The sequence below is a fragment of the Apibacter sp. ESL0404 genome, from assembly GCF_019469245.1.
Classification (GTDB): Bacteria; Bacteroidota; Bacteroidia; order Flavobacteriales; family Weeksellaceae; genus Apibacter.
Genome location: NZ_CP048267.1, coordinates 663,684 through 688,047 on the forward strand (window position 1 = coordinate 663,684; position 24,364 = coordinate 688,047).

The 24,364-nt window shown below is 31.5% G+C and carries 26 protein-coding genes; 11 read left to right on the forward strand and 15 right to left on the reverse strand.

What is annotated here, in order from left to right; all coding sequences use genetic code 11:
• Positions 1-106 precede the first annotated feature (106 nt).
• On the forward strand, positions 107-1,780 hold the full coding sequence (gene pafA / locus GYM72_RS02765) for an alkaline phosphatase PafA (protein WP_220264629.1): 1,674 nt from the start codon (positions 107-109) through the stop codon (positions 1,778-1,780).
• A gap of 80 nt (positions 1,781-1,860) precedes the next feature.
• On the forward strand, positions 1,861-3,051 hold the full coding sequence (locus tag GYM72_RS02770) for an OprO/OprP family phosphate-selective porin (RefSeq protein ID WP_160557878.1): 1,191 nt from the start codon (positions 1,861-1,863) through the stop codon (positions 3,049-3,051).
• Positions 3,052-3,279: 228 nt separating this feature from the next.
• Here GYM72_RS02770 and GYM72_RS02775 read toward each other — a convergent pair whose 3' ends face one another.
• The 4 genes from GYM72_RS02775 to folE all read right to left on the reverse strand — a co-directional run bounded on the left by GYM72_RS02775 (position 3,280) and on the right by folE (position 6,385).
• Positions 3,280-3,789 (reverse strand): TlpA disulfide reductase family protein, encoded by a 510-nt coding sequence (locus tag GYM72_RS02775; RefSeq protein ID WP_220264630.1) that lies wholly within the window; start codon positions 3,787-3,789, stop codon positions 3,280-3,282.
• 66 nt (positions 3,790-3,855) lie between these two features.
• On the reverse strand, positions 3,856-4,218 hold the full coding sequence (locus GYM72_RS02780; protein ID WP_160566797.1) for a hypothetical protein: 363 nt from the start codon (positions 4,216-4,218) through the stop codon (positions 3,856-3,858).
• Between the two features lie 17 nt (positions 4,219-4,235).
• Positions 4,236-5,714 carry a cysteine--tRNA ligase gene (gene cysS / locus GYM72_RS02785; protein ID WP_220264631.1) on the reverse strand — a complete coding sequence of 493 codons (1,479 nt, stop codon included), beginning with the start codon at positions 5,712-5,714 and terminating at the stop codon, positions 4,236-4,238.
• Between the two features lie 2 nt (positions 5,715-5,716).
• Entirely contained in the window at positions 5,717-6,385 is a 669-nt protein-coding gene (gene folE / locus GYM72_RS02790; protein WP_220264632.1) for a GTP cyclohydrolase I FolE, read from the reverse strand.
• Between the two features lie 339 nt (positions 6,386-6,724).
• Here folE and GYM72_RS02795 point away from each other — a divergent pair, with 339 nt between their 5' ends.
• A complete protein-coding gene (locus GYM72_RS02795; protein WP_160543066.1) occupies positions 6,725-7,036 on the forward strand; it encodes a YkvA family protein in 312 nt (103 codons plus the stop codon).
• Positions 7,023-7,940 (forward strand): tRNA (adenosine(37)-N6)-dimethylallyltransferase MiaA, encoded by a 918-nt coding sequence (gene miaA, locus GYM72_RS02800; protein WP_255571543.1) that lies wholly within the window; start codon positions 7,023-7,025, stop codon positions 7,938-7,940. The genes GYM72_RS02795 and miaA overlap by 14 nt, the downstream gene beginning before the upstream one ends.
• A gap of 103 nt (positions 7,941-8,043) precedes the next feature.
• Here the strand turns inward: miaA and GYM72_RS02805 are convergent, their stop codons facing one another.
• The 8 genes from GYM72_RS02805 to GYM72_RS02840 all read right to left on the reverse strand — a co-directional run bounded on the left by GYM72_RS02805 (position 8,044) and on the right by GYM72_RS02840 (position 14,609).
• The gene (locus GYM72_RS02805; protein WP_220264633.1) at positions 8,044-9,201 is read right to left on the reverse strand and encodes an iron-containing alcohol dehydrogenase; all 1,158 of its coding nucleotides are present in this window, start codon (positions 9,199-9,201) and stop codon (positions 8,044-8,046) included.
• A gap of 123 nt (positions 9,202-9,324) precedes the next feature.
• Positions 9,325-10,194, reverse strand: a complete 870-nt coding sequence (atpG, locus tag GYM72_RS02810; protein ID WP_220264634.1) for an ATP synthase F1 subunit gamma — start codon at positions 10,192-10,194, stop codon at positions 9,325-9,327.
• 22 nt (positions 10,195-10,216) lie between these two features.
• Positions 10,217-11,794 carry a F0F1 ATP synthase subunit alpha gene (atpA, locus tag GYM72_RS02815; protein ID WP_105296976.1) on the reverse strand — a complete coding sequence of 526 codons (1,578 nt, stop codon included), beginning with the start codon at positions 11,792-11,794 and terminating at the stop codon, positions 10,217-10,219.
• 35 nt (positions 11,795-11,829) lie between these two features.
• Complete coding sequence (gene atpH / locus GYM72_RS02820; protein ID WP_160568202.1) at positions 11,830-12,372, reverse strand: ATP synthase F1 subunit delta; 543 nt, start codon at positions 12,370-12,372, stop codon at positions 11,830-11,832.
• Between the two features lies 1 nt (position 12,373).
• Positions 12,374-12,868, reverse strand: a complete 495-nt coding sequence (locus tag GYM72_RS02825; RefSeq protein WP_220264635.1) for a F0F1 ATP synthase subunit B — start codon at positions 12,866-12,868, stop codon at positions 12,374-12,376.
• Positions 12,869-12,982: 114 nt separating this feature from the next.
• Complete coding sequence (atpE, locus tag GYM72_RS02830) at positions 12,983-13,180, reverse strand: ATP synthase F0 subunit C (RefSeq protein WP_055425716.1); 198 nt, start codon at positions 13,178-13,180, stop codon at positions 12,983-12,985.
• Positions 13,181-13,199: 19 nt separating this feature from the next.
• The gene (atpB, locus tag GYM72_RS02835; RefSeq protein WP_255571544.1) at positions 13,200-14,306 is read right to left on the reverse strand and encodes a F0F1 ATP synthase subunit A; all 1,107 of its coding nucleotides are present in this window, start codon (positions 14,304-14,306) and stop codon (positions 13,200-13,202) included.
• 108 nt (positions 14,307-14,414) lie between these two features.
• On the reverse strand, positions 14,415-14,609 hold the full coding sequence (locus tag GYM72_RS02840; protein ID WP_105296980.1) for an AtpZ/AtpI family protein: 195 nt from the start codon (positions 14,607-14,609) through the stop codon (positions 14,415-14,417).
• Positions 14,610-14,803: 194 nt separating this feature from the next.
• On the opposite strand from GYM72_RS02840, the gene GYM72_RS02845 reads away from it, so the two are divergent.
• The 4 genes from GYM72_RS02845 (at position 14,804) to accC (ending at position 17,499) form a co-directional block, all read left to right on the forward strand.
• Positions 14,804-15,283: a DUF177 domain-containing protein gene (locus tag GYM72_RS02845; protein WP_160543073.1), complete on the forward strand. Its 480-nt coding sequence runs from the start codon at positions 14,804-14,806 to the stop codon at positions 15,281-15,283.
• A 33-nt stretch (positions 15,284-15,316) separates the two neighbouring features.
• On the forward strand, positions 15,317-15,517 hold the full coding sequence (gene rpmF / locus GYM72_RS02850; RefSeq protein WP_055425712.1) for a 50S ribosomal protein L32: 201 nt from the start codon (positions 15,317-15,319) through the stop codon (positions 15,515-15,517).
• A 123-nt stretch (positions 15,518-15,640) separates the two neighbouring features.
• Entirely contained in the window at positions 15,641-16,114 is a 474-nt protein-coding gene (gene accB, locus GYM72_RS02855; protein ID WP_160543074.1) for an acetyl-CoA carboxylase biotin carboxyl carrier protein, read from the forward strand.
• Positions 16,115-16,140: 26 nt separating this feature from the next.
• Positions 16,141-17,499, forward strand: a complete 1,359-nt coding sequence (accC, locus tag GYM72_RS02860; RefSeq protein ID WP_105296983.1) for an acetyl-CoA carboxylase biotin carboxylase subunit — start codon at positions 16,141-16,143, stop codon at positions 17,497-17,499.
• A gap of 102 nt (positions 17,500-17,601) precedes the next feature.
• Here accC and GYM72_RS02865 read toward each other — a convergent pair whose 3' ends face one another.
• Genes GYM72_RS02865 through GYM72_RS02875 form a run of 3 tightly spaced genes read right to left on the reverse strand, consistent with a single transcriptional unit; the run spans position 17,602 to position 20,139 of the window.
• Positions 17,602-18,159, reverse strand: a complete 558-nt coding sequence (locus GYM72_RS02865; protein ID WP_105296984.1) for a hypothetical protein — start codon at positions 18,157-18,159, stop codon at positions 17,602-17,604.
• 5 nt (positions 18,160-18,164) lie between these two features.
• Entirely contained in the window at positions 18,165-19,583 is a 1,419-nt protein-coding gene (locus tag GYM72_RS02870; RefSeq protein WP_220264637.1) for a CCA tRNA nucleotidyltransferase, read from the reverse strand.
• Between the two features lie 7 nt (positions 19,584-19,590).
• The gene (locus tag GYM72_RS02875; protein ID WP_220264941.1) at positions 19,591-20,139 is read right to left on the reverse strand and encodes an L-threonylcarbamoyladenylate synthase; all 549 of its coding nucleotides are present in this window, start codon (positions 20,137-20,139) and stop codon (positions 19,591-19,593) included.
• Between the two features lie 226 nt (positions 20,140-20,365).
• On the opposite strand from GYM72_RS02875, the gene secD reads away from it, so the two are divergent.
• The 3 genes from secD to GYM72_RS02890 all read left to right on the forward strand — a co-directional run bounded on the left by secD (position 20,366) and on the right by GYM72_RS02890 (position 24,344).
• Entirely contained in the window at positions 20,366-23,233 is a 2,868-nt protein-coding gene (gene secD, locus GYM72_RS02880) for a protein translocase subunit SecD (protein WP_220264638.1), read from the forward strand.
• A 263-nt stretch (positions 23,234-23,496) separates the two neighbouring features.
• The gene (locus GYM72_RS02885) at positions 23,497-23,790 is read left to right on the forward strand and encodes a twin-arginine translocase TatA/TatE family subunit (protein ID WP_255571546.1); all 294 of its coding nucleotides are present in this window, start codon (positions 23,497-23,499) and stop codon (positions 23,788-23,790) included.
• On the forward strand, positions 23,790-24,344 hold the full coding sequence (locus tag GYM72_RS02890) for a phosphatase PAP2 family protein (protein ID WP_220264639.1): 555 nt from the start codon (positions 23,790-23,792) through the stop codon (positions 24,342-24,344). The genes GYM72_RS02885 and GYM72_RS02890 overlap by 1 nt, the downstream gene beginning before the upstream one ends.
• The last annotated feature ends 20 nt before the right edge of the window (positions 24,345-24,364 follow it).

A 24,364-nucleotide genomic window follows, 5' to 3' on the forward strand; every position in this document is an offset into this window, starting at 1 on the left:
AAATTGATAAAATATTGGATGTATAGCTATAATATCTATAAAATAAATACATAATACATATAAAATTATTTTTTTTTGTAACCAATTTTTTGAACTATATACACATATGAAAATAAAAAAAATTACTCTCACATTGCTGACTTTGATGACCTTATATGGATCATTAGAAGCACAAAATAGAACACAGGTAGAAAGGCCCAAGTTAGTAGTTGGTATTATTGTAGACCAAATGCGATGGGATTACCTATATCGATTGTATGACAGATATGGAAATGCAGGTTTTAAAAGACTCTTAAATGAAGGATTTTCATTTGAGAACTGCATGGTAAATTATGTTCCTTCATTTACAGCCATAGGACACAGTACGGTTTATACCGGATCAGTTCCTTCCATACATGGAATTGCAGGAAATGATTATATAGAGCAAAACACCGGCAGGAGCATTTATTGTACAGAAGACTCCAAAGTAAAAGGGGTAGGATTGGATGATCCGGAAAACAAAGTAGGGAAAATGTCTCCGTATAATTTAAAAGTATCAACAGTTACCGATCAACTTAAATATGCTACCAATTCTAGATCAAAAGTAATAGGTATCTCTTTAAAAGACAGAGGAAGTATATTACCAGCAGGACATGCAGCGGATGCTGCCTATTGGTTTGATGCAAAAAGCGGAAGATGGATAACCAGTACCTACTATATGAAAGAATTACCGAAATGGTTAAAAGAATATAATTCTAAAAATATGCCGGAAAAATATTTAAGTAAAGATTGGAATCCAACGTATCCCATTTCAACTTACATACAAAGTCCGGATATCAAAATGCTGGGTAAATATGAAGTAGGATTTAAAGGATATGAAACTCCCTCTTTTCCAATGAAGACTTCCCAAATGATGAAAACATTAGGTGTAAGCTTGATTCAATACACACCCTATGGAAACACGACCACGACAGATATAGCTAAGTTGGCGATTGATCATGAGAATTTAGGAAATAACAAATCAGGAGATACCGATTTTTTAGCAATAAGTTATTCTTCTCCCGATAAAATGGCTCACCATTATTCAATCAATTCAATACTAACGGAGGATTCCTATATAAAATTGGATCAAGAATTAGCAGATTTGTTTAGCCATTTAGACAGTAAAGTAGGAAAAGGAAATTACCTGGTTTTTCTAAGTGCCGATCATGCAGGAATACCTAATGCAAATTTTATGAATGACAATAAAATGGCCGGTGCACTTCGAAGATTAACTCCTTATGAAAAGAAAATCAATGATTATTTGAAATCAAAATACGGAAGAGACGATTTAGTTAGAAGTTTTAATAACTATCAAGTAAATTTCAACTATACTGCAATTAAACAAGCCTCAATAAATTTAGAAGATCTTAAACAAACCTGTATTGATTATCTTCAAACCCTGGAAGGGGTCTTATATGCCGTTGATATGAAAAAAGCATCTATAGCAACAGTTCCTCAATATATTAAAGAAAAAATCATTAACGGGTATAACAGAGAATATTCCGGAGAAATACAGATTATTTTAGATGGAGGATCTTATGATTTTGAATACTATGATCCAACCAAAGGAGGTACGCATGGTACTTGGGGACCGGATGATGCGCACATACCTTTTATTTTAATGGGCTGGAAAATTCCTCACGGAAGCACTACAGAAGAAGTTTATATGACAGATATTGCTCCTACCATATCTGCATTATTAAAAATACAAATGCCTAACGGTGCCATAGGTAAACCCGTTGATTACATAATGAAGTAATATTAATTAAGTTTATTTCCTCTGAATTAATTAAACAATCTAAAAATGTTCAGAGGAAATATTTTGAAGTTCTTGCAATTATGAATAGAAAAAATTTAATTGGTCTGTTATTTCTTATCGTTTTAGTTAGTTCTGTTAAAGCTCAAACACTCGAAATAAAAACAGGAACGAATACTGAGGATAATATAAAAATAACCATGGGAGGTCGAATAGCTTTTGATGGAGCTGTTTATTTTGATGATAAAACACCATTGGGTAATGGAATGACTATATCTGATGTGCGATTAACCTCCAAAATGCGATATAAAAAATGGGATGCAAAAATAGATTTTGGTTTTTCCGATAAAAAAGTAAATACCAAAGACATCCATTTAATTTATAATATAAATGAAAATTCCTGGGTTAAGTTGGGATATGCCGGAGAGCAACTCGGGTTGGAAAACTGGGAAAGTTCTGCATGGCTTAAATTTATGACGGCAGCAGCTAGTTCACAAGTTTTTGGTTCGGGGCGACAGCTGGGTTTTACCTATGTAAAATGGAATAAAAGAATATATTATAGCGGTGGCTTTTATACAGATAGCGATGCAATAACCAACAGCAAAGAAGGAAATCAAGGATATGCTTTTGTAGGAAAATTTTCAGTTGATCCTGTCAGTACTAATGATAAATTAGTTCATATAGGAATATCTGGAGAGTATAGAAACGGTAATCGTGATGGTTTGGATGATAATAAAAAAACCAAACGGATTATGAGTTACTCCGGAAATTTAAATACAAATGTTGAAAAAAAGAAACCCTTAGACATAACCATCACTAACGTAAAAGATCAGTACAGATGGGTGACGGAATTATTAGCGACTGCCGGCCCTGCTTTTTTGCAAGGCGAATATTATTCGATTCATATCAATAGAAAAGCAAATAATCATTCGTATAACGCCGATGGTTTTTATGTGCAAACGGGTTTTTTAATACTTGGAGACAAAACCTATAAATATAATTTAGGAGACAGACGATTGAAAAAACCGGGAGATCATACTTTGGAAATGGCTATTAGATATGATTATACAGATCTTAATGACGGGATCTATAATACGGAAATTTTAAAAGGGGGGAGAATGAGTGATTTATCATTAGCGGTAAATTACTATCTAAATAAATACATAGGTTTTAAAATTAATTATTCCTACCTAAATTTAGGACCTTATAACAATTATGGAACCAATAAAGAAAACATTAACTTAATTCAAGGAAGGGTTATGGTTGTGTTTTAAATGTTTCCTAAAAACTATCAGATAATGCTGTGATTGAATATATTGATATAATCATAACCTTGAAGGTTATCAATATATTTCAAAATTAATTGAAACAAATCAATCTAATATATATTCTTTAGATAAAATAGTATCAGTATAGAATAAAGTATAAAGCTAACTAGTAAATACCACAAAAAAAGCAATTACTATCATAATGAGAATGAATGAATTAGGCTTTATCCAACTTTATAAGTTGGCAATAATTATAGATTCTAAATCTTTTTCGTTAAGTAATTGCTCTTTAAATAAAATCTTACTTCCATTTTTATAAAAAACGGTTGCAGGTATACTTCCTTCCCAAAGTGGATCAATAGCAGGAATCCATTTATCCATATTTTCAAGGTCATTTAGAAGATAAACTTCGGTTGAAATGGAATATTTACGTATAAACTTTTTAACAAATTCAATATTTTTAACAGGATTTAAATTTATTAAGATCATTTTATAACCAACGTTATCCTTAAACCTTTCATTTACTTTCATAAAGGAAGGAATTTCAACAACGCAAGGCATACACCATGTAGCCCAAAAGTTAACGACTAAAAATTTATCATTCTCTTTCTCAATAATATTTTTAAAATCTGAAAAAGTGATTACTTTAATATCCTTAATTATTTCAGTCGAGGTGGTAGACTGGGCTTTACCAATAATCGTAAACACTAGTAAAAATAAGCAGATATATATTTTTTTTATCATAAATTTATTAGAAAAGACGTAACATATCTTTTACAAATTTAATTATATCTGCATTCAGTACGTTACTTACTTATTCATTTCATCATATTGAGATTCGTGAATAGGAAGTGACATAGGATTAGTTTCATCATAATAAATAGATAAAGAATCACCCACCTTACTTTTATCTTCAGGCATTTTCTTTATAATGGTTGAATGTAAATTACCTTTGTCGTCTCTGTAAACGATATTCCAAACATTAATTTTTTCGTTGGCAATGGATACACCGCTTTGTTCTCCGGTAATTTCTGCCTTAGCTTTTTTTGAAGCAGCAACATTCATTACATTTTCAGGAGCAATAATAGTTGCCGATTCTTTTTTGTTTAATTTTGAACAGCTGTAACAAGCTAACAGAATTAAAATAATAGTAAAATAACTGATATTTTTCATTATTTGTGATCATTTAATTATTCAACTTCAAAAGTTGTTCCTTCTTTTCCATCTTTAAGATTAATACCGGCTTCTGACAAACGATTACGAATCTCGTCAGAAAGAGCCCAGTCCTTTTCAAGTCTTGCTTTATTTCTTAAATCAATAAGAACTTTCATAGCTTGATCCAGTTTACCGGAATCTTTCATAGTGTCAGATAAAAGTTCCAATCCTAGTATATCATAGAAGAAAACATGAATAGCAGTATTTAACTTTTTTAAATCAGTAGCAGTTAGTGTTTCTTTTTTTAAATCTAAATTATTTATAAGTTTAACTATATCAAATAAATGTGAAATTAATACCGGAGTATTAAAATCATCGTTTAATGCTTCATAACAAGTATCAATCCATTCCTGAATGTTATAACTTGAAGTTTCAGAAGCAGCAATATGTGGGAGTTTTTCAATCGCGGAAGTTAAGCGGAAATAACCTTTTTCGGCAGCAATAATAGCGTCGTTGGATAAATCTAAGACACTTCTATAATGAGCTTGTAAAAAGAAAAAACGAACAATGATCGGATGAAAAGGTTTTTCAATAAAACTATTTTCACCGCTAAACAATTCTTCAGGTAAAATGGTATTACCCGTAGATTTACTCATTTTTTGTCCGTTTAAGGTAAGCATATTCGTATGAACCCAATAATTTACAGGTTCTTCACCAAAAGATCCTTTAGCTTGAGCAATTTCGCATTCATGATGCGGAAATTTTAGATCCATTCCTCCTCCATGAATATCAAATTTTTTACCTAAATATTTGGTACTCATTGCGGTACACTCCAAATGCCAACCCGGAAATCCGTTTCCCCAAGGAGAAGGCCACCTCATGATATGTTCCGGAGACGCATTTTTCCACAACGCAAAATCTTGAGGATTTCTTTTTTCTCCTTGACCATCCAAATCACGAGTATTGGCAATCATATCTTCTATTTTTCTGCCGCTTAATTCACCGTAGTTGCCTCCTTCTAAATCAAATTTATTTACATCGAAATAAACAGACCCGTTAACTTCATAAGCCAGACCTTTATGCAATAATTTCTTTATTAGCTCTATTTGCTCTACAATATGGCCGGTGGCTGTAGGCTCGATATCGGGAGGGAGCATATTAAATTGATCTAAGACCTTATGGAAATTAAGGGAATATTTTTGTACGACTTCCATAGGCTCTATTCTTTCCAGGCGAGCCCGCGTTGAAATTTTATCCTCAGAATTATCATCCGTAAGATGTCCGGCATCGGTAATATTACGAACGTATCTTACTTTATATCCTAAATGACGCAAGTATCTGTTAATAACATCAAAAGATAAAAAAGTTCGGCAATTACCCAAATGCACTTTGTTATATACCGTTGGACCGCATACATACATTCCTACAAAACCTTCATGCAAAGGGGTAAATACTTCTTTCTTACCGTGTAAAGAATTATATAATTTTATTTGATTGTTCAGATAGCTGCGCATATTTAAATTTTGAAATGGGAGTCAATACCAATATAATGTAAAAATTCTTTTCTTGTTGTAGGATTGTTTAAAAACAAACCACTTAATTCAGCCGTAACCGTGCTGCTTTCTGTATCTTGTATGCCTCTCGAATTAACACATAAATGTTTAGCGTCAATCACACAAGCCACATCATTAGTATTTAATACTTCTTTTATAGCTTCAACAATTTGTCTGGTGAGCCGTTCTTGAACCTGAGGCCTTCTGGAATAATAATTTACGATTCGGTTAATTTTAGACAGTCCGATAACTTTTCCATTTGAAAAGTAAGCAACGTGTGCCCTTCCTATTATAGGCAGAAAGTGATGTTCACAAGTTGAATAAACCGTAATATCTTTTTCAATCAGCATTTGACGATACTTGTAACTATTTTTGAAAGTAGATACTTCCGGTTTATTTTTGGGAAGAAGTCCTCCAAAAATTTCATTTACATACATTTTAGCAACCCTTTTAGGAGTATCTTTTAAACTATCGTCATTCAAATCTAATCCAAGAATATGCATAATTTTAGTAAAATGCTCTTGAATCGCTTTTTGTTTTTCTTCAGGAGATAAAACAAAGGCATCCGATCGAATAGGAGTATATTCTGTATGTGTGAAATGGTCTAGTTCTTCGTCTTCTTTATTAAACATAATAAAAAACATCTAAATTTCTACAAAAATAAGTTTTTTTAGTTGAAAACCATTACAATATTGAAAAGCAAATAATCATTTATAAAAGAATATTTTAAAATAAAATTGTATCTTCGCATAGAATTAATCTAAATAGTTAACTAGTTGTGAATATCTATCTTCAATATGCGTTTATAGCCTTAACTTTAATAGTAGCTGTCTGGTATTTGATTAAATTATTTAGAGAAACTTTTTTTTCCAAAAAGAAAAAATGCGGAGGAGGTGTCAATTGCAAATGCGGCAGAGAGTAATATTTGGAATAGAAATTGAAATTAGCTAATCAATCAAGTAGTTAAAAAAATGAAAGTAAAACATTTGGTAGGTGCAGTATCTAAAGATAAATCATTTATTTCCAAAATTCCTGTTTTATTTAGAATGTTAAGGGCTTCTCTAAAGGGGCAATATAAACCGGGAATTAAAAATCTTTTTATTTTCACCTTTTTAATTATTTATGTATTATCTCCCATTGACCTCATCCCTGACTTTTTAGTAGGCATAGGTTTTCTTGATGATTTAACTATTGCCTTTTTTGCATTTTCCAAATTATTCAAAGAAGTTGATAAGTATGTAGCATGGGAAAAGCAAAAACATAATACTATTGTCATTGAATAAAAATCCAAAAATTTTATGGTCTATAGTAGGACCTACAGGAATAGGAAAGACTGCTTTATCTATTGAACTGGCAAAAAATTTAAAAACAGAGATAATATCCTGTGACAGCAGACAATTCTATAAAGAATTAAAGATTGGAACTGCTGCTCCTTCATCGGAAGAATTATCTTTAGTTCCTCACCATTTTATAGGAAATTTAAGTATTGCTAAAGATTATTCAGTAGGCGATTTTGAAAAAGACGCATTAAGAAAGATAAACGAGCTTTTTAATAAATATGATCAACTCATTATGGTGGGAGGGTCTGGTCTATATGAAAAAGCGGTTAATGAAGGGTTAGATGATTTTCCCGATATAGATTCTAAAGTCAGAGAGGATTTAATGGTTGAAATACAGGAAAAGGGACTATCCTATTTACAAGAAGAACTAAAGAAGAACGATCCCGAATATTATTCTCAAGTGGATTATAATAATCCGCAGCGAGTAATGAGAGCGTTGGAAATTTTTAGAGGAACCGGAAAACCTTACAGTTCATTTAGAAAAAATCTGGTAGAAAAAAGAAATTTTACATCCGTTAAAATCGGTTTAACAGCTTCTCGTGATCTTATTTACGATAGGATAAATAAACGAGTGGACTTAATGATGGAAAAAGGATTATTAGAAGAAGTTATTTCTTTGCAACCATATAGACATAAAAACGCGTTACAGACCGTTGGGTATAAAGAACTTTTTGACTATCTCGATGGAAATTCTTCCTTAGAATTTGCCATAGATGAAATCAAAAAGAATTCACGCAGATATGCTAAAAGACAATTAACTTGGTATCGAAGAGATGAGTCAGTTAACTGGTTCGATTATCAGAGTACTCAGGAAATTGTAGATTTTGTTACGGAAAAAATTAGGTAATAATCATACGCTATCAAGTTTATAATAAATATAATTTTTAAGCAATAAAAAATCAGGATAGGAAACTATCCTGATTTATAAGACGGAATTCTAAATTAATTTTCTATTTTCTTAATTCTAATATTTTCTTAACTTCTTGGGATTTAATATTTTGATGTTCACCCAATTGCCAACCTCTTTTTTCTATTCGTTCAGAAATTCGGTTTATAGCTTCCTCTCCTAAATTATAATCTGAAAGTCTGGTTTTACAATTCATGCTATGGAAAAAGGATTCAACTGCACTAATAGTATCTTTGATCAGTTCGTCAATAGAATCGGCTTGTAAAGAAAAAACCTCTCTTCCCAATCGAAGAATTTTATCTTTTTTCTCTTCTTTTAATACTTCCATTACTCCGGGCAATACAATTGCCAGTGTTTGCGCATGATCTATTTCGTAGAAAGCGGTTAATTCATGTCCTATCATATGTGTAGACCAATCCTGAGGTACACCGCAAGCAATCCAACCATTTAAAGCCCAAGTTGAAGCCCACATCAGATTAGCTCGAACATCATAATTTTTAGGATCTTTTAAAGCTTTAGGTCCTTCAATGATTAAGGTCTTTAGAATGGATTCAGACATGAAATCTTGTAATAAACCGTTTACAGGATACGTTAGATATTGTTCAATAACATGCACAAAGGCATCGATAACCCCATTACTGGTTTGAACCGGAGGTAAACTATAGGTTACACTTGGATCTAATACAGAAAATTTTGGATAGACTATTGGTGAGCTGAAAGATAATTTTTCTTGGGTTTCATTTTTTGTAATGACAGAATAGGTATTCATTTCTGATCCGGTGGCAGAAATAGTCAAAATAGTACCAAAAGGAAGTGCTTTTTTTATAACCACAGTAGGGTCTGCAAGTATTCGCCAAGGATCTCCCTCATCGAAACAAGCTGCTGCAACAATAAATTTGGTTGCATCAATAACCGAACCGCCTCCCACGGCTAATACATATTCAATATTTTTCTGTTTAATAAATTCAACGGCACGCATACAAGTTTCATAGTGAGGATTCGGTTCAATGCCTGAAAATTCAAACCATTGGTACCCTTTTAATGCATTAATTACTTGTTCATATACTCCATTTTTTTTGATGCTCCCTCCACCATAGATGACTAATATGTTAGTTTGTAAAGGTATTTCTTTAGTAATTTCGGAAATCATACCTTTTCCGAATAAAATTTTTACAGGATTTACAAAGGCAAAATTATTCATTATTTAATTTTTTAATAGGTTTAATAATGCTCTTTATCCCTCAAAATTTGAACCAAAACCGGATAAAAATAAAAAAGGTTACGTTTATAGTAACCTTTTTATATAGATTATAATTTTAAAATCTTAATTTTCTAAGGCTTGAGCTCCACTAACAATTTCAATTAATTCATTGGTTATGGATGCTTGACGAGCTTTATTATACGATATGGATAGTTGATTTTTTAATGCTTTAGCATTATCTGTGGCAGCCTGCATAGCAGACATTCTTGCTCCATGTTCTGCAGCATTTGAATCCAATATCGCTTTAAACAGCTGAGTTTTTAATGATGTAGGAATAAGATGTGTTAAAATACTTTCCTTAGAGGGTTCATAAATATAATCGCTAACTAAGGAAGAATCATTGGTATTTTTAGAAAGTTCAATTGGTAGAAATTGCTCAACCTGTAAAAGCTGAACCACCGCATTTTTAAATCGATTATATACCAATTCAATTTGATCATATTCACCATTTAAAAACAACTGCATAAGTTCTTCAGATATTTTAGAAGAATTTTCATAGGTTGGCGCATCCCATAGAGAACTGCAATTTTTATATATGGATACTGATTTTTTTAAATTTTCATATCCATTTTTTCCTATTGTTAAAAGGTCAACTTGAATATTTTTATAGTCATTTTCCAATAGATTTTTAACAGCTTTAACAATAGTAGAGTTAAAGGCCCCGGCAAGTCCTTTATTGGAAGTAATAACAACTAATAAAACCTTTTTAAGTTCTCTCTTTTTAGCATATTCTGCACCACCGGAATCAGAGTCAAGAAAAGGACTAACATTTGATAATAATTCTTGCATTTTTTCTGAATAGGGGCGTAGTCTTAAAATAGCATCTTGCGCTCTTTTCAGTTTAGATGAAGAAACCATCATCATTGCACTTGTAATTTGCATAGTCGAATTTACAGAGGCAATTCGGTTTCGTATTTCTTTTAATGTTGCCATTTTCTAGAATATTCTTTTTTATTTATGAATAATTTTTTACAACTCCGGCTATTATCGTATCTAAAGAAGAAGTAATGGAATCATCTATTTTACCTTCTTTTAAACTTTTTAATAAATCGGCATGTTGAGTTCGTAATGTTTCCGTTAAATTTCTTTTAAAATCTTGAACTTTATTGACAGGAACTTCACGTAATAAATTTTGAGTTCCTGCATATATAATAGCAATTTGTTCTTCAACAGGCATAGGTGAGTTAACGGACTGTTTTAATATTTCAACGTTTCTCTCTCCTTTTGCAATAACAGCGGCAGTAGCCGGATCTAAATCGGAACCAAATTTTGCAAATGCTTCCAATTCGCGAAATTGCGCTTGGTCAATCTTCAGTGTACCGGATACCTTTTTCATAGGTTTAATCTGAGCAGCTCCACCTACACGTGATACAGAAATACCAACATTGATCGCAGGTCTTACCCCGGAATTAAATAAATCCGATTCTAAAAATATTTGTCCGTCTGTAATGGAAATTACATTAGTAGGAATATACGCAGAAACGTCTCCTGCTTGAGTTTCAATGATTGGTAGAGCTGTTAATGATCCCCCTCCTTTAACTTTACCTTTTAAAGATTCCGGTAAATCGTTCATCGTTGAAGCAACCTCATCATTATCAATAATTTTAGCGGCTCTTTCTAACAAACGGGAGTGCAAATAAAATACGTCACCCGGATACGCTTCACGTCCCGGAGGTCTTCTTAATAATAAGGAAACCTCACGATAAGCAACTGCTTGTTTAGATAGATCGTCATAGATAATTAATGCAGATCTACCGGTATCGCGTAAAAATTCTCCGATGGAAGCTCCGGCAAATGGAGCATAAACCTGCATAGGAGCAGGATCAGAAGCGTTTGCGGCAACCACAACCGTATAAGCCATTGCTCCTTTGTCTTCTAATGTTTTAACAATTTGCGCAACAGTAGATGCTTTTTGGGCAATAGCTACGTAAATACAATACACGGGTTTGCCTTGATCATAAAATTCTTTTTGATTTAGAATCGTGTCAATGGCTACTGTAGATTTTCCGGTCTGACGGTCACCAATAATTAATTCCCTTTGGCCTCTACCGATAGGAATCATAGAGTCTATAGCTATTATACCGGTTTGCAAAGGTTCATTTACGGGTTGGCGAAATAATACACCGGGTGCTTTTCTTTCCAAAGGCATTCTGTATAATTCTCCGGAAATCGGACCTTTACCGTCTATTGGAGCACCTAAAGTATCGACAACTCTTCCTATCATTCCTTCACCCACATCGATAGATGCAATCGTTTTAGTTCTTTTAACGATATCTCCTTCTTTAATACCATTGGATTTACCCAAAAGTATTACCCCTACATTATCTTCTTCTAAATTTTGAACCATTCCTTCCAATCCATTGGAAAACTTTACAAGCTCTCCTTGTTCTGCATTACTTAGTCCATATATACGGGCAATACCATCTCCAACCTGTAAAACCGTTCCCACTTCTTCTAAGGAAATATTTTGATCGAAATTTGATAATTGCTGTTTTAAAATTGCAGAAACTTCTGCTGGTTTTATATCTGCCATTGTGGTCTTTTTATTTATAAGTTATAGCTAAAAAATTAAAATATTTTATTACTTAATTTTTTTTGAATATTAGTTAGTTCGGATTTTACGCTTGCATCGATTTGTTGATCATCCATACGTAAAATATATCCTCCAATAAGAGATGCATCTATTTTATTTTCAATAATTGCTTTTTCTTGGTTAATTTTTGGGAATGAATTTAAAATTTTGCTTACGGTTTCTTGATCTAATGGTACAGCAGAAATAATTTCAACGCGTTGTATGCCATTATATACATCGTATAATTCCAAGACTTGTTGTGCTATTTCCAATAAATCATTTTCTCTCTTATGCCTTACTACTAAAGTAATAAAATTACGAGAAGTAGGAGAGAAGGATTTGAAAATTTCGTTTACAATATTAATTTTTTTATGGGTTTCAATTATAGGGGATTTTAAAAAGAATTGAAAATCTTTATTTTGATTGATTATATCAATTAAAGATTTCATTTCTTTAACGATAGTTTCACTTTCATGTAAAGATAGGGCATACTCCCATAAACCCGTTGCATAGCGCTTAGCAAGTCTAACTACTGACATTTTAGTTTAATTTTGCTTGGTTTACTAATGAATCAATAAGCTTTTTTTGTTCTTCAGGAGAAGATAGTTCTTTTTGAAGAACTTTTTTTGCTATATCAACGGATAAATCTGCCACTTCACTTTTTATTTGATTGATCGCAGATATTCTTTCCGCATTAATAGTTTCTTTAGCTGATTGAATAATTTTATTGCTTTCTGCAGTAGCAGCATCTTTAGCATCGTTGATAATTTTATCTTTAATTTCACGGGCTTCTTTAAGAATGGCTTCGCGCTCCATACGAGCTTCTTTTAAAATTTGCTCATTTTGAGAGATTAACTTAGCCATCGCTTCACGCGCATTTTTAGCTTCATCTAAAGATTTCTGTATTGAGTTTTCTCTATTTTCTAAGGCTTTTAAAATAGGTTTCCAGGCATATTTTCCTAAAATTATTAATAAAACTATAAAGGAAATAGTCATCCAAAATATTAAACCAATTGAAGGAGTTAATAAATCCATATTTTATATCTTTTTTAACTTTTTATAATAAGAGTTTAAATAAATGCTTTTTTAATTAAAAGAAAACTCGAATAACCAACCGTTATCATTTCGAGTTTTCTGTTATTTTTCTTCTTATTTAATCAAAGATACCACAATTGCAAATAAAGCAACTGCTTCAACTAATGCAGCTAAGATTAATGCAGAAGCCTGAATTTTTCCTTGAGCTTCAGGTTGTCTTGCAATAGCCTCCATCGCTTTTCCACCGATAAGACCGATTCCAATTCCTGCTCCAATAGCAGCTAAACCTGCTCCAATTACTGACATTCCCATGTTTACTATATATTAAAAATTAATGTTCTTCGTGATTATCTTCTGTTGCCATACCGAAATATAGTGCAGAAAGAGTTGTAAATATATATGCTTGTAAGGCAGTTACTAAAATTTCAATTACACTTATAAAGACTACTGCAATTATAGATACAGGAGCTACAAAATAAGATTTAAATATAAAAATTAATGAAACTAAACTGATAATAATAATGTGTCCGGCGGTTATATTAGCAAATAATCGAACCATTAATGAAAAGGGTTTGGTAAAAATACCGATAACTTCAATGGGTGCTAAGAATAATTTCATCGGGACAGGTACGCCGGGAGTCCAAAATATATGTTTCCAGTAATTTTTATTTCCACTAATATTAGTAATTATAAAAGTGATAACAGCCAATGTAAAAGTAACAGCTATATTTCCAGTCAGATTAGCTCCAAATGGAAAAAATGGAATTAACCCCATAACATTGTTTAACCATATAAAGAAAAATACAGTTAACAAATAAGGCATATATTTTTTATATTTTTTTTCTCCGATATTTGGTATAGCTATTTCATCTCTTACAAATACAATCAAAGGTTCAACAACGGCAGCTACTCCTTTAGGAACTCCGGTATAAGATTTTGATTTATAATATCTGGCTGCTGAAATAAATACAACTAATAAAATCCCAAGGGAAAGCCACATAGAAAATATATTTTTAGTAATTGAAAAATCCCAAGGAGCTTTATTGATAGGATGATGTTGATCGTCCAAGTGAACAATTTGGGATGATTCTGTTATATATTCCCCCGATGCATTTTTTTTGGTATTAGCATAATATATTTTTTCATGAAATTTAATAAATCTCATTCCATTTTTCTCTACCACTACTTCTCCATCATCATTTCCTTTAAATTCTTTAGAAGAAAACAGTACTAATCCATTATCAGTCCAGAGGATTACAGGCAAATAGAGAGTAACATCATCGCCCCATATTTCAAATTGATGAGAATCCTTAACATGGTGCATGGCAGTTTCAGTAGGATTAAATGTTTCTGAATCATTACTTTTAGTAGTACCCTCAGCAAAAGTGAAATTAAAGGTAAAAATTAAGACTAAAAAGCTAAATGCAAATTTTATCATATTTTTCTGATTCATGTATATGCAAATATAAATATTTTTAAAACACATTCCATGTGTATGATTTTTATCATATTTTAATGTTTGCTACTCAAGAAAATATGATTTATATTATTTTTGTTTTCTTGATACTTGGCGGATGATATTGATGAGTCCGATTCCTATTCCTAATAAGCTGAAAATTATTATAAATAAAGGTTTCATAGAAAGATATTTTTCATCTAGATAATAACCAATTCCCGTAAAAATTAATATGGTTACCATGAGTTGAAAACCTAACCCTGAATAAAATGCATAATCTTTCATTGATAATTATTCTCTAACAAATTTATAAATTTTCAAAAGAATAATTATAAATATATACTAATAATAAATAAATTAGATAAATTTATTTTTATATACATTATATGGCAGTTTTACTAAATATCTTATATCCAATTAAAAATAAATTAAAAATTTGTAGTTTTAATAACTAATACTTAACTTTGCAAACCATATTTATGGAAAGGTTACGCAATTATGATATTTTATTTTCATCATTAAAGCTTGGAACTCATAGCTTTAAGATGAGTATTGAGCAACCATTTTTTGAATTGTTTGATTTCATACAGGAGTTTAAAAGTCCTAAAATTGAGGTTGACATTGAAATTATAAAACATTCTTCTTTTTTAGAATTAAAGGTAAAAACAGAAGGTGTTGTAGTTTTAGAATGTGATATTTCCGGAGAAGAATATGAACAAGCCGTTAAAAATGAAATCAAAACATTAGTTAAGTTTGGAGAATCTTATGATGATAGTAATGAAGAAGTTTTAATTTTACCTTTAGGTTCTCATAGTATAAATGTGTCTCAATTAATTTATGAAAGTGTGCTTTTATCCATACCTATGAAGCATGTTCATCCTAAATATTCCGAAGGATATGAGGACGAACATACCCATTTACTTGAAAAGTATGGCCTGTCTGATGAAGAAGGCGAATAAAATATAAAATAAAAAAATATTTAAGGAAGAATTATGGCACATCCTAAAAGACGTCAGTCATCTACAAGAAGAGATAAAAGAAGAACTCACTATAAAGCGTCAGTTCCTCAATTAGCTAAATGCTCAACAACCGGAGAATTGCACCTGTTCCATCGTGCATACTGGCATGAAGGAAAATTATACTACAGAGGAAAAGTAGTTATGGAAAAGGCTGTTGAAGAAGTTGAAGAGTAAATCTAAGTTAGTTAGAATCTAAAAATATAATACCATTTAATTTATTAGTTAAATGGTTTTTTTCTGTATAAAATTAATTTATTTCCTTTACATTTGGGAAAATTTAAATAAAAGCTCTAGCTCATGGACATTAAAGACATTCAAAATTTAATTAAATTTGTATCTAAATCAGATGTTGCAGAAGTAACATATAAGACAGAAGAATTTGAGATTTCCATTAAAACCAAAAGTGGTTCCGTAGTATATACACCGGAAGTTTCCCAACCAATACAAGCTGTGACAAATCATCCGGTAGCTTCTTTGCCAACTGTAACTAACCAATCAGTAGCTACCCAGAACGATGAAGATACATCTAAGTATGTAACTATAAAATCTCCAATGATTGGTACATTCTACAGAAAACCTTCCCCTGATAAAGAAGCATTTGTTAATATAGGAGACACTGTTAGTGCAGGTAGTATAGTTTGTGTGATAGAAGCAATGAAATTATTCAATGAAATAGAATCAGAAGTTTCAGGAAAAATTGTTAAATTTTTAGTTGATGATGCTTCACCCGTTGAATTTGACCAACCTTTATTCTTAGTAGATCCATCTTAAATAATCAAAATTAAAAGTTAAAGTGTATGTTTAAAAAAATTTTGATTGCTAATAGAGGAGAAATCGCTATGCGAATTCTTAGAACAGCAAAAGAAATGGGTATTAAAACGGTTGCTGTTTACTCTACGGCAGATGCTAAGAGCTTACATTTACGATTTGCAGATGAAGCAGTATGTATTGGACCTTCATCAAGTAAAGACTCCTACCTAAAACAATTGAATATTTTAGCAGCTGCAGAAGTTACTAACGCAGACGCTATTCATCCTGGATATGGTTTCCTTTCTGAAAATGCTAATTTTTCCAGATCTTGCCAAAAGATGGGAATTAAATTCATCGGTGGTACTCCTGAAAATATAGAAAGGATGGGAGATAAGGCTTCTGCAAAAGCAACCATGAAAGAGGCGGGAGTTCCCACTGTACCGGGTTCAGACGGTTTAATAAAATCGTATGAAGATGCTGTTAAAATTGCTAAAGAAATAGGATATCCTGTTATGCTTAAAGCAACAGCCGGAGGTGGCGGAAAAGGAATGAGAGCTATCTGGAAAGAGGAAAACCTTAAAAGTTCTTGGGAATCTGCAGTTCAAGAAGCCGAAGCTGCTTTTGGGAATGGGGGTATGTATATGGAAAAGCTTATTGAAGAACCTAGACATATTGAAATTCAAATAGCCGGAGATAAATATGGTAAGGCTATCCATCTTTCTGAAAGAGATTGTTCAGTTCAAAGACGTCATCAAAAATTAGCAGAAGAGACGCCTTCTCCATTTGTTTCAGAAGAATTACGTAAAAAAATGGGTGAAGCAGCTGTAAAAGCAGCAGAATATATAGGATATGAAGGAGTAGGTACAATTGAATTCTTAGTTGATAAATATGGAAATTTCTATTTTATGGAAATGAATACGAGAATTCAAGTTGAACATCCGATCACTGAACAAATTACCGACTTAGACTTATTAAAACTTCAAATAGAGTTAGCAGCAGGTGCTAAAGTTCCTAAAAATAATTTTTATCCGCAAAGACACTCCATAGAATGTAGAATTAATGCAGAAGATGTTTACAGTGATTTTCGTCCATCACCAGGAAAAATAGTTACCTTGAATATTCCCGGAGGTAATGGAGTAAGAGTTGATACACATGTTTATTCAGGATATACAATTCCACCTTTTTATGATTCTATGATTGCTAAATTAATAGTAACAGCTCCTACACGAAGTGAAGCTATTATTAAAATGAAGAGAGCATTAGATGAATTCTATATTGAGGGGGTTAAAACTACTATTCCTTTACACAGACAGCTTATGGATGATCCAAATTTCTTGAAGGGAGATTATACGACCAAATTTATGGAAGATTTTGTTTTGGATAGAAAATACGAATACGATTTATAAGCTATATTATTAGTAAATTAATATATGAAATTTATATGTGAAAATTTATAAATTTAAAAGAAAAAAGGAAATTAAATTTTATTTAATTTCCTTTTTTAGTTTCTATAATTCATCCTCGTCTAGAAGTTCGTCATCATTATACGAATCATCGTCATCGTCGTCATAGGAATCGTCATCGTCGTCAAATTTAATGTTCATGTCAACATCACCCACATCACTGAAATCGTCAATATTTGATGGTGAAGTAAACTTTTTATCAGGTGCTTTTAAAGGCATTTTACCAAAACGATACACCGTTAACGGATAAACACCTATCGCTTTTCTATCAATAATTTCTAACAATTCTACGTAAAAAGACCACATTTTCATAAAGTCATAAACAAATAACATTTTATCTCCGACTTTTGTAAAAACTTCTTTAATATATACGTCTGACATGGTCTCACCCTCGCCATCTTCATCCATATCTTCTAAAGGAATCTCTGTGCCTTGAGTCCAATTATCATCAGACTTATAAAATGAAGCTAACTCATCACCTTGTAGACTAAAAGCACTTTTAATGCCTTCATATAAATTCCACAATGTTTGCAAATCCTTAATCTCAATGTCTCGAAAAACGTCCCCTTCTGTTTCAAGAATTACTCTAATCTTATAAATCATATAGTCTAGTTTTTACGTTTTAAATTTAATTTTTTTCCTAATTGTAACATATAGTTGTATGAGTTTTTATAGTCGTTTGTAATAGTGCCTTCTAATATACCTTCTTTAATTGCTTCCTTAATTGTACCAATTTGTTTTCCTTCAATAATTTCGAAAGCTTCCATAATATCATGTCCGGTAATAGGCGGTTGAAAATTTCTTATTTTATCTTTTTCTTCTACTTCCTTTATTTTTTCTTCAACGTAATCAAAATTTTGCTTGAAACGTGTTTGTTTCTTTAGATTTTTTGTTGTGATATCAGCTTTGCAAAGTAAAAATAAATCTTCCAAATCATCACCCATATCAAATAATAATCTTCTCAAAGCACTGTCCGATGCATCATCTGTAATAAGTGATATGGGACGCGAGCTATTCTGAACTAGTTTTTGAACATATTTTAAAGGTTCGCCCAGAGGTAATTTTAATCTTTTAAATAGGGAAAGAACCATCTTACTACCCACAAATTCATGAGAATGAAATGTCCAACCTATTTTTTTATCAAATTTTTTAGTTCGAGCTTTACCGATATCATGTAATAAAGCAGCCCATCTTAACCATAAATTGGTTGTAGTTTTACTTATATTGTCAACTACTTCAAGAGTATGAAAAAAGTTATCTTTATGTTTTTGTCCCTCAACTTCTTCAATACCCTGCAAATCGGTTAGTTCCGGTAAAAATCGTTGTAAAAGATTTGCTTCATATAACAATTTCAGACCAATACTAGGTTGAGGAGACATCATAATTTTATTAAACTCATCCGTAATTCTTTCCTTTGATAAAATATCAAATCGTTCAGCATTTTCTTTAATCGCAAGAAAAGAAGACGATTCAATTGTAAAATTTAGCTGAGTTGCAAATCGTATGGCTCTAATCATTCGTAAGGGATCGTCTGAATAGGTAATTTCAGGATCTAAAGGCGTACGAATGATTTTTCTTTTTAAATCTTCTAATCCATTAAATGGATCGACCAATTCTCCAAAATTTTCTTCATTTAAGCTTATCGCTAATGTGTTAATAGTAAAATCCCTTCTATTCTGGTCATCTTCTATAGTACCCGTTTCAACAAAAGGTTTCCGGCTATCAAAAGAATAACTTTCTTTTCTCGCACCCACAAATTCAACATCATAATCCTTAACATGGATCATAGCGGTACCAAAACGTTTAAAAACGGATACTTTTGGTTTGGAATGTAGTTTATCTGCAACGGATAAAGCTAATTCAATACCGCTACCTTCAGTTACAATATCAATATCTTTAACTTTCGGTCTTTCCAAAAGGAGATCACGAACAAAGCCTCCGATAACAAAAGTTTGTTGTTTTTTGTCCGAAACAACATGAGTTATCAGTTTAAAAATAGGATTTTGTATTGCGTGGCTTAAATTCATTTAGTATCTATTCTCTAATTACTTTAATTCGTCCATCCTCAGATAGTTGTATTATGGAAGAAGATGCAAATTGCATATTTTCTTCGTGGCGCAAATTTATTATATAATCCACACCTTCCAAAATTTTGCAAGAAATTGATGAAAAATTTTCCGGAGATGGTTCACCACTGATGTTTGCTGAGGTCGACACCAAGGGTTTATTAAGTTTTGAAATTAATTTTTTACAAAAGGGATCCTTCGTTAAACGAATTCCTATAGTATTTTCGTCAGAAATCAATAGAGCAGGCAAGTTTTGTGGTTTATCATATATTATGGTTAATGGCTTGTTTGCTAAATCAATCAAATCCCAAGCCAATGAAGAAACATTAACATATTCTTGAAGCCTTCTTTCAGATTCTACTAAAATAATTAAATTTTTAGATTTATCCCTATTTTTTAATTTGAAAACTTTTTCAATGGCTTCCTCATTGGTTGCATCACATCCAATACCCCAGATGGTATCGGTGGGATACAGAATAGTTCCTCCTTTTTTTAAAATTTCAACTGCTTTTTCAATTTCTTCCTTTTCCATAATTGTTTAAAATACAAATATAAAACGGCAAGGTTTTATAAAAATAATTTTTACACTTTTTATTTATAAGTTTATTTTAAAATTTTATGCATATTATTGAATGTATTTATTTTAATGAGCAAAAAAATATATAAATAATTGCCAGTCATCAAATAGACTGTTATATTTGCAAACCAAATAAAAATACATTATTTATAATTAAAACTTACCAATGAAAGGAAAAGGACTTGTTAAATTTTTTGCAATTGTTCTTGTGTTAATATGTTTGGCGGAATTATTTCCAACATTATATGTTAACCGTATAGAATCTAAAGCAAACAGTTTATCTAACGGAACGGAGGCGAGTAAAAAAGCTGAGCTTGATAAATTAGCTAAAGATACTTTGAATCTCGGAATAGTTAAGATGAATTATTATGATGCCAAGAAGAATGAAATGAAGTTAGGATTGGATCTTAAAGGCGGATTAAATCTATTATTAGAAATTTCCGAAAAAGATCTATTGTTGGATTTGGCAGATAATTCAGAAAATCCGGTATTTAGAAAAGCTTTAGATATAGCTACTTCGGAGGAAGTGAAATCCAGGGATACCTATACAGCTAATTTTTTTAAAGCATTTCAAACAGCTAAATCAGAATTAAATCAGCCGGATTTAAAGTTATCTAGTCCTGATGTTTTTGGTACTAGAGATTTATCCAATCAAATTCAACATAACACAACAGACGAGCAAGTTGAAAAATATATTTCCGGAGTTATTGAATCCAAAGTTACTAAAGCAATAGATGTTATAAGGGCCCGTATCAAAAAACTAAATATTGATGAACCCAATATTGCACGAGTACCCGGTACCGGTAGAATATTAGTAGAATTACCGGGAGTTACTGATGCTGATCGTGTAAAAAAATTACTTCAGACTTCTGCGAGATTAGAGTTTTGGGAAGTGTATGATCAACCTACCGCATGGTCCTATCTAATGGATGTTAATTTAAAGGTTGCTAATAACAAATTAACTCCCTTATTGAAACCGTCTAATCGATCCAATGCATTAGCAGTTGCTAAATTATCTGATACAGCAGCAATTAATAAAGTTATATATTCAGATAAAGCTAAAAAATTATTACCGATTGGTTTACGATATATAAAATTATTATGGGCTTCTAAACCGGATTCGCAATCTAACAATGAGTTAGAATTATATGCCATTCGTGGAACTAAAAATAACAAATCTCCTTTAGTCGGGGCAGTTACTGAAGCAGGTTTAACTTTCGACCAATTCAACAGAATACAAATAAGTATGCAAATGGGACCGGAAAGTGCTTTGGTTTGGAAAAATATGACTGAAAAAAATATTGGTAAACCCATTGCAGTTGTTCTTGATGATGTAGTTTATACTGCTCCTAATGTCAATTCAGTTATTCCAAACGGTCAATCAGTTATTAGCGGTAATTTTACAGAAAGAGAAGCTAACGATTTGGTTGATGTTTTAAAATCCGGTAATCTACCGGCAAAAGCAAAAATTATCCAATCAGAAATTGTAGGTCCAACCTTGGGTCAACAATCTATAAACAATGGATTAATATCTATAGTTGTTTCCTACTTGTTTATTTTAGGATGGATGATTTTTTACTATGGAAAAGCAGGTTTATACGCGAATATAGCTCTTATATTAAATTTATTTTATTTAATAGGTATTATGGCTTCCACGGGTGCTGTTTTAACTCTTCCCGGAATTGCAGGTATAGTACTTTCTATGGCAATGGCTGTAGATGCTAACATTATTATTTTTGAAAGAGTTAAAGAAGAGTTAAGACGAGGAAGACCTCTAAAGCAAGCATTTATTGAAGGACAAAAACATGCTTTGGCAGCAATTATTGATGGTAATTTAACCACATTAATTGTGGGTATCGTGCTTTTATTTAGCACCGGACCGATCAAAGGTTTTGCGGTTACCTTAGTTATAGGTATTTTCTGTACCTTATTTACAGCAATATTTATAACCAGTATGCTTATTTATGGTTCTATGGAAAAAGGTAAAAACTTTTCTTTAGCTACAAGCATAACTAAAAACTGGTTTACCAATGTTCATTTTAAATGGATGGAAAAAAGAAAATATGCTTATATTTTCTCATTAGTTATAATGGTTATTGCCTTGATTTCCATGTTCACTAAAGGTTTTGATAAAGGGGTAGATTACACGGGAGGAAGAACTTATGTAATTAAACTGGAAAAAAATATTTATCCGGAAGAAGTAACAGAATCATTAGAAAAATTATTTACTACTGACGGAGAATCTTCGAATATTAATGCTAAAAAATATGGAGAAGGTAATCAAGTAAGAATAACTACTAAATATGGAATGGATAGTAATGATCCGAATATTGATGTGGTAATTCGTGAAAAATTATATACAGGATTAAAAAATTATCTTCCGGCTAATTACTCTAAAGAAAGTTTTGTAAAGGGTACTCCTTATGGAATTCAATCAAGTTCAGAAGTGGGCCCTACAGTAGCCAGTGGGATCGTTAGAAATGGAGTTATTGCCGTATCTATTGCATTAGCAGGTATTTTCATTTATATTTTGGTACGATTTAGAAATTGGCAAATGTCGACCGGTGCGGTTGCAGCCTTATTACATGACTCAATAGTAGTAATGGGTGCATTTTCCGTATTAAGTTGGCTAAAAATCATACCTTTTTCCGTGGAAATAGATCAATCATTTATTGCAGCTATTTTAACTATTATCGGTTATTCTATTAATGATACCGTTATTGTATTTGATAGGATTAGAGAAAATAAGAAAAATAATGCGCACCACTTAATGACTTTAGAGGAATTATATAATGATGCAATTAATCATACTTTAGGAAGAACTATTAATACGGGTGTTTCTACAATTATGGTAACAGTTATTATCTTCTTCTTCGGTGGTGAAACTTTACAAGGGTTTATGTTTGCACTATTTTTAGGATTTACATTTGGTATGTATTCATCTATATACATAGCATCTTCTTTATCTTATGATTTAACTAAATATAATTATGATAAAGAACATTCAAATACGAAAGTATCCACTATAAAATAAATATTTTATGTTGTTATAAAAAAAGGTCTTGAAATTCAAGACCTTTTTTTATAAACAATATGTATAGGGTTAGTGAATTTTGAATTTTACAGGATTGTTAGGCTTAAAATGATATTTCACACATAAAAATTCTCATTTATTATTTAAAATAATTATTACAAGCACTTATTAGAATTTAATTAATATGAATACGTTAAATTCATTTAAAATCGGACAATACATATGAGAAAGTTGTAAATTTGTAAAAAATAAATGTAGATATTGTGAGTTTTGAAGAAATTATAGTTATACTTTTAGTAGTGGTCTTATTGTTTGGCCCTGATAAGATTCCTGAAATAGCAAGAGGGTTAGGTCAGGGGGTACGTGCCATGAAAGATGCCACCGATAATATTAAAAGAGAAATCATGTCTCAAGTTGATGACAACGGATCAGTTAAGGAAATTGAAGATGAAATAAATGAGGCCAAAAAAAATATGGATCAAAAGGTAAGTGAGGCTACTGATCATTTAAATGATTTTATGGATGATACGTTCGACGGTCCTGTAAAAAGAAGTTAATGGATAAAATTATAAAATGGGATGAAGAATTATTTTTATATTTAAATAATTTAGGAAGCCCAAAATTTGATGCTTTTTGGTTATTTATAACTAATGAATACTATTGGATCCCTACTTATTTTTTTATATTTTTAGTTATTTTAGAAAAATATGGATGGAAAAAAGTTCTTTTAGTCGGTTTAAGTATTGCTTTAATGATTTCTTTAACCGATTCTTTATCCTCATTAGTTAAAAATTGGATTCAGCGACCAAGACCTTGTAGAAATCCGGAATTAGATGGGGTTTTTAGGCTAGTGATTGAAAAATGTAGGGGATCCTATTGCTATTTTTCCGCACATGCTGCCAATTCTTTTAGTTTAGCTACCTATTTAACTTTTCTTTTTAAAAAAGAATATAAATATTCATCATTTTTATTATTCTCTTGGGCTATTTTGGTATCTTATAGCAGAATATATGTAGGAGTACATTTTCCTCTGGATGTTCTTTCAGGAGCATTTATCGGCGTTTTAATAGGATGGTTATTTACTAAAACGCAAATATTTATTCTTAAATAAAAATATTTTTAATAGACCAT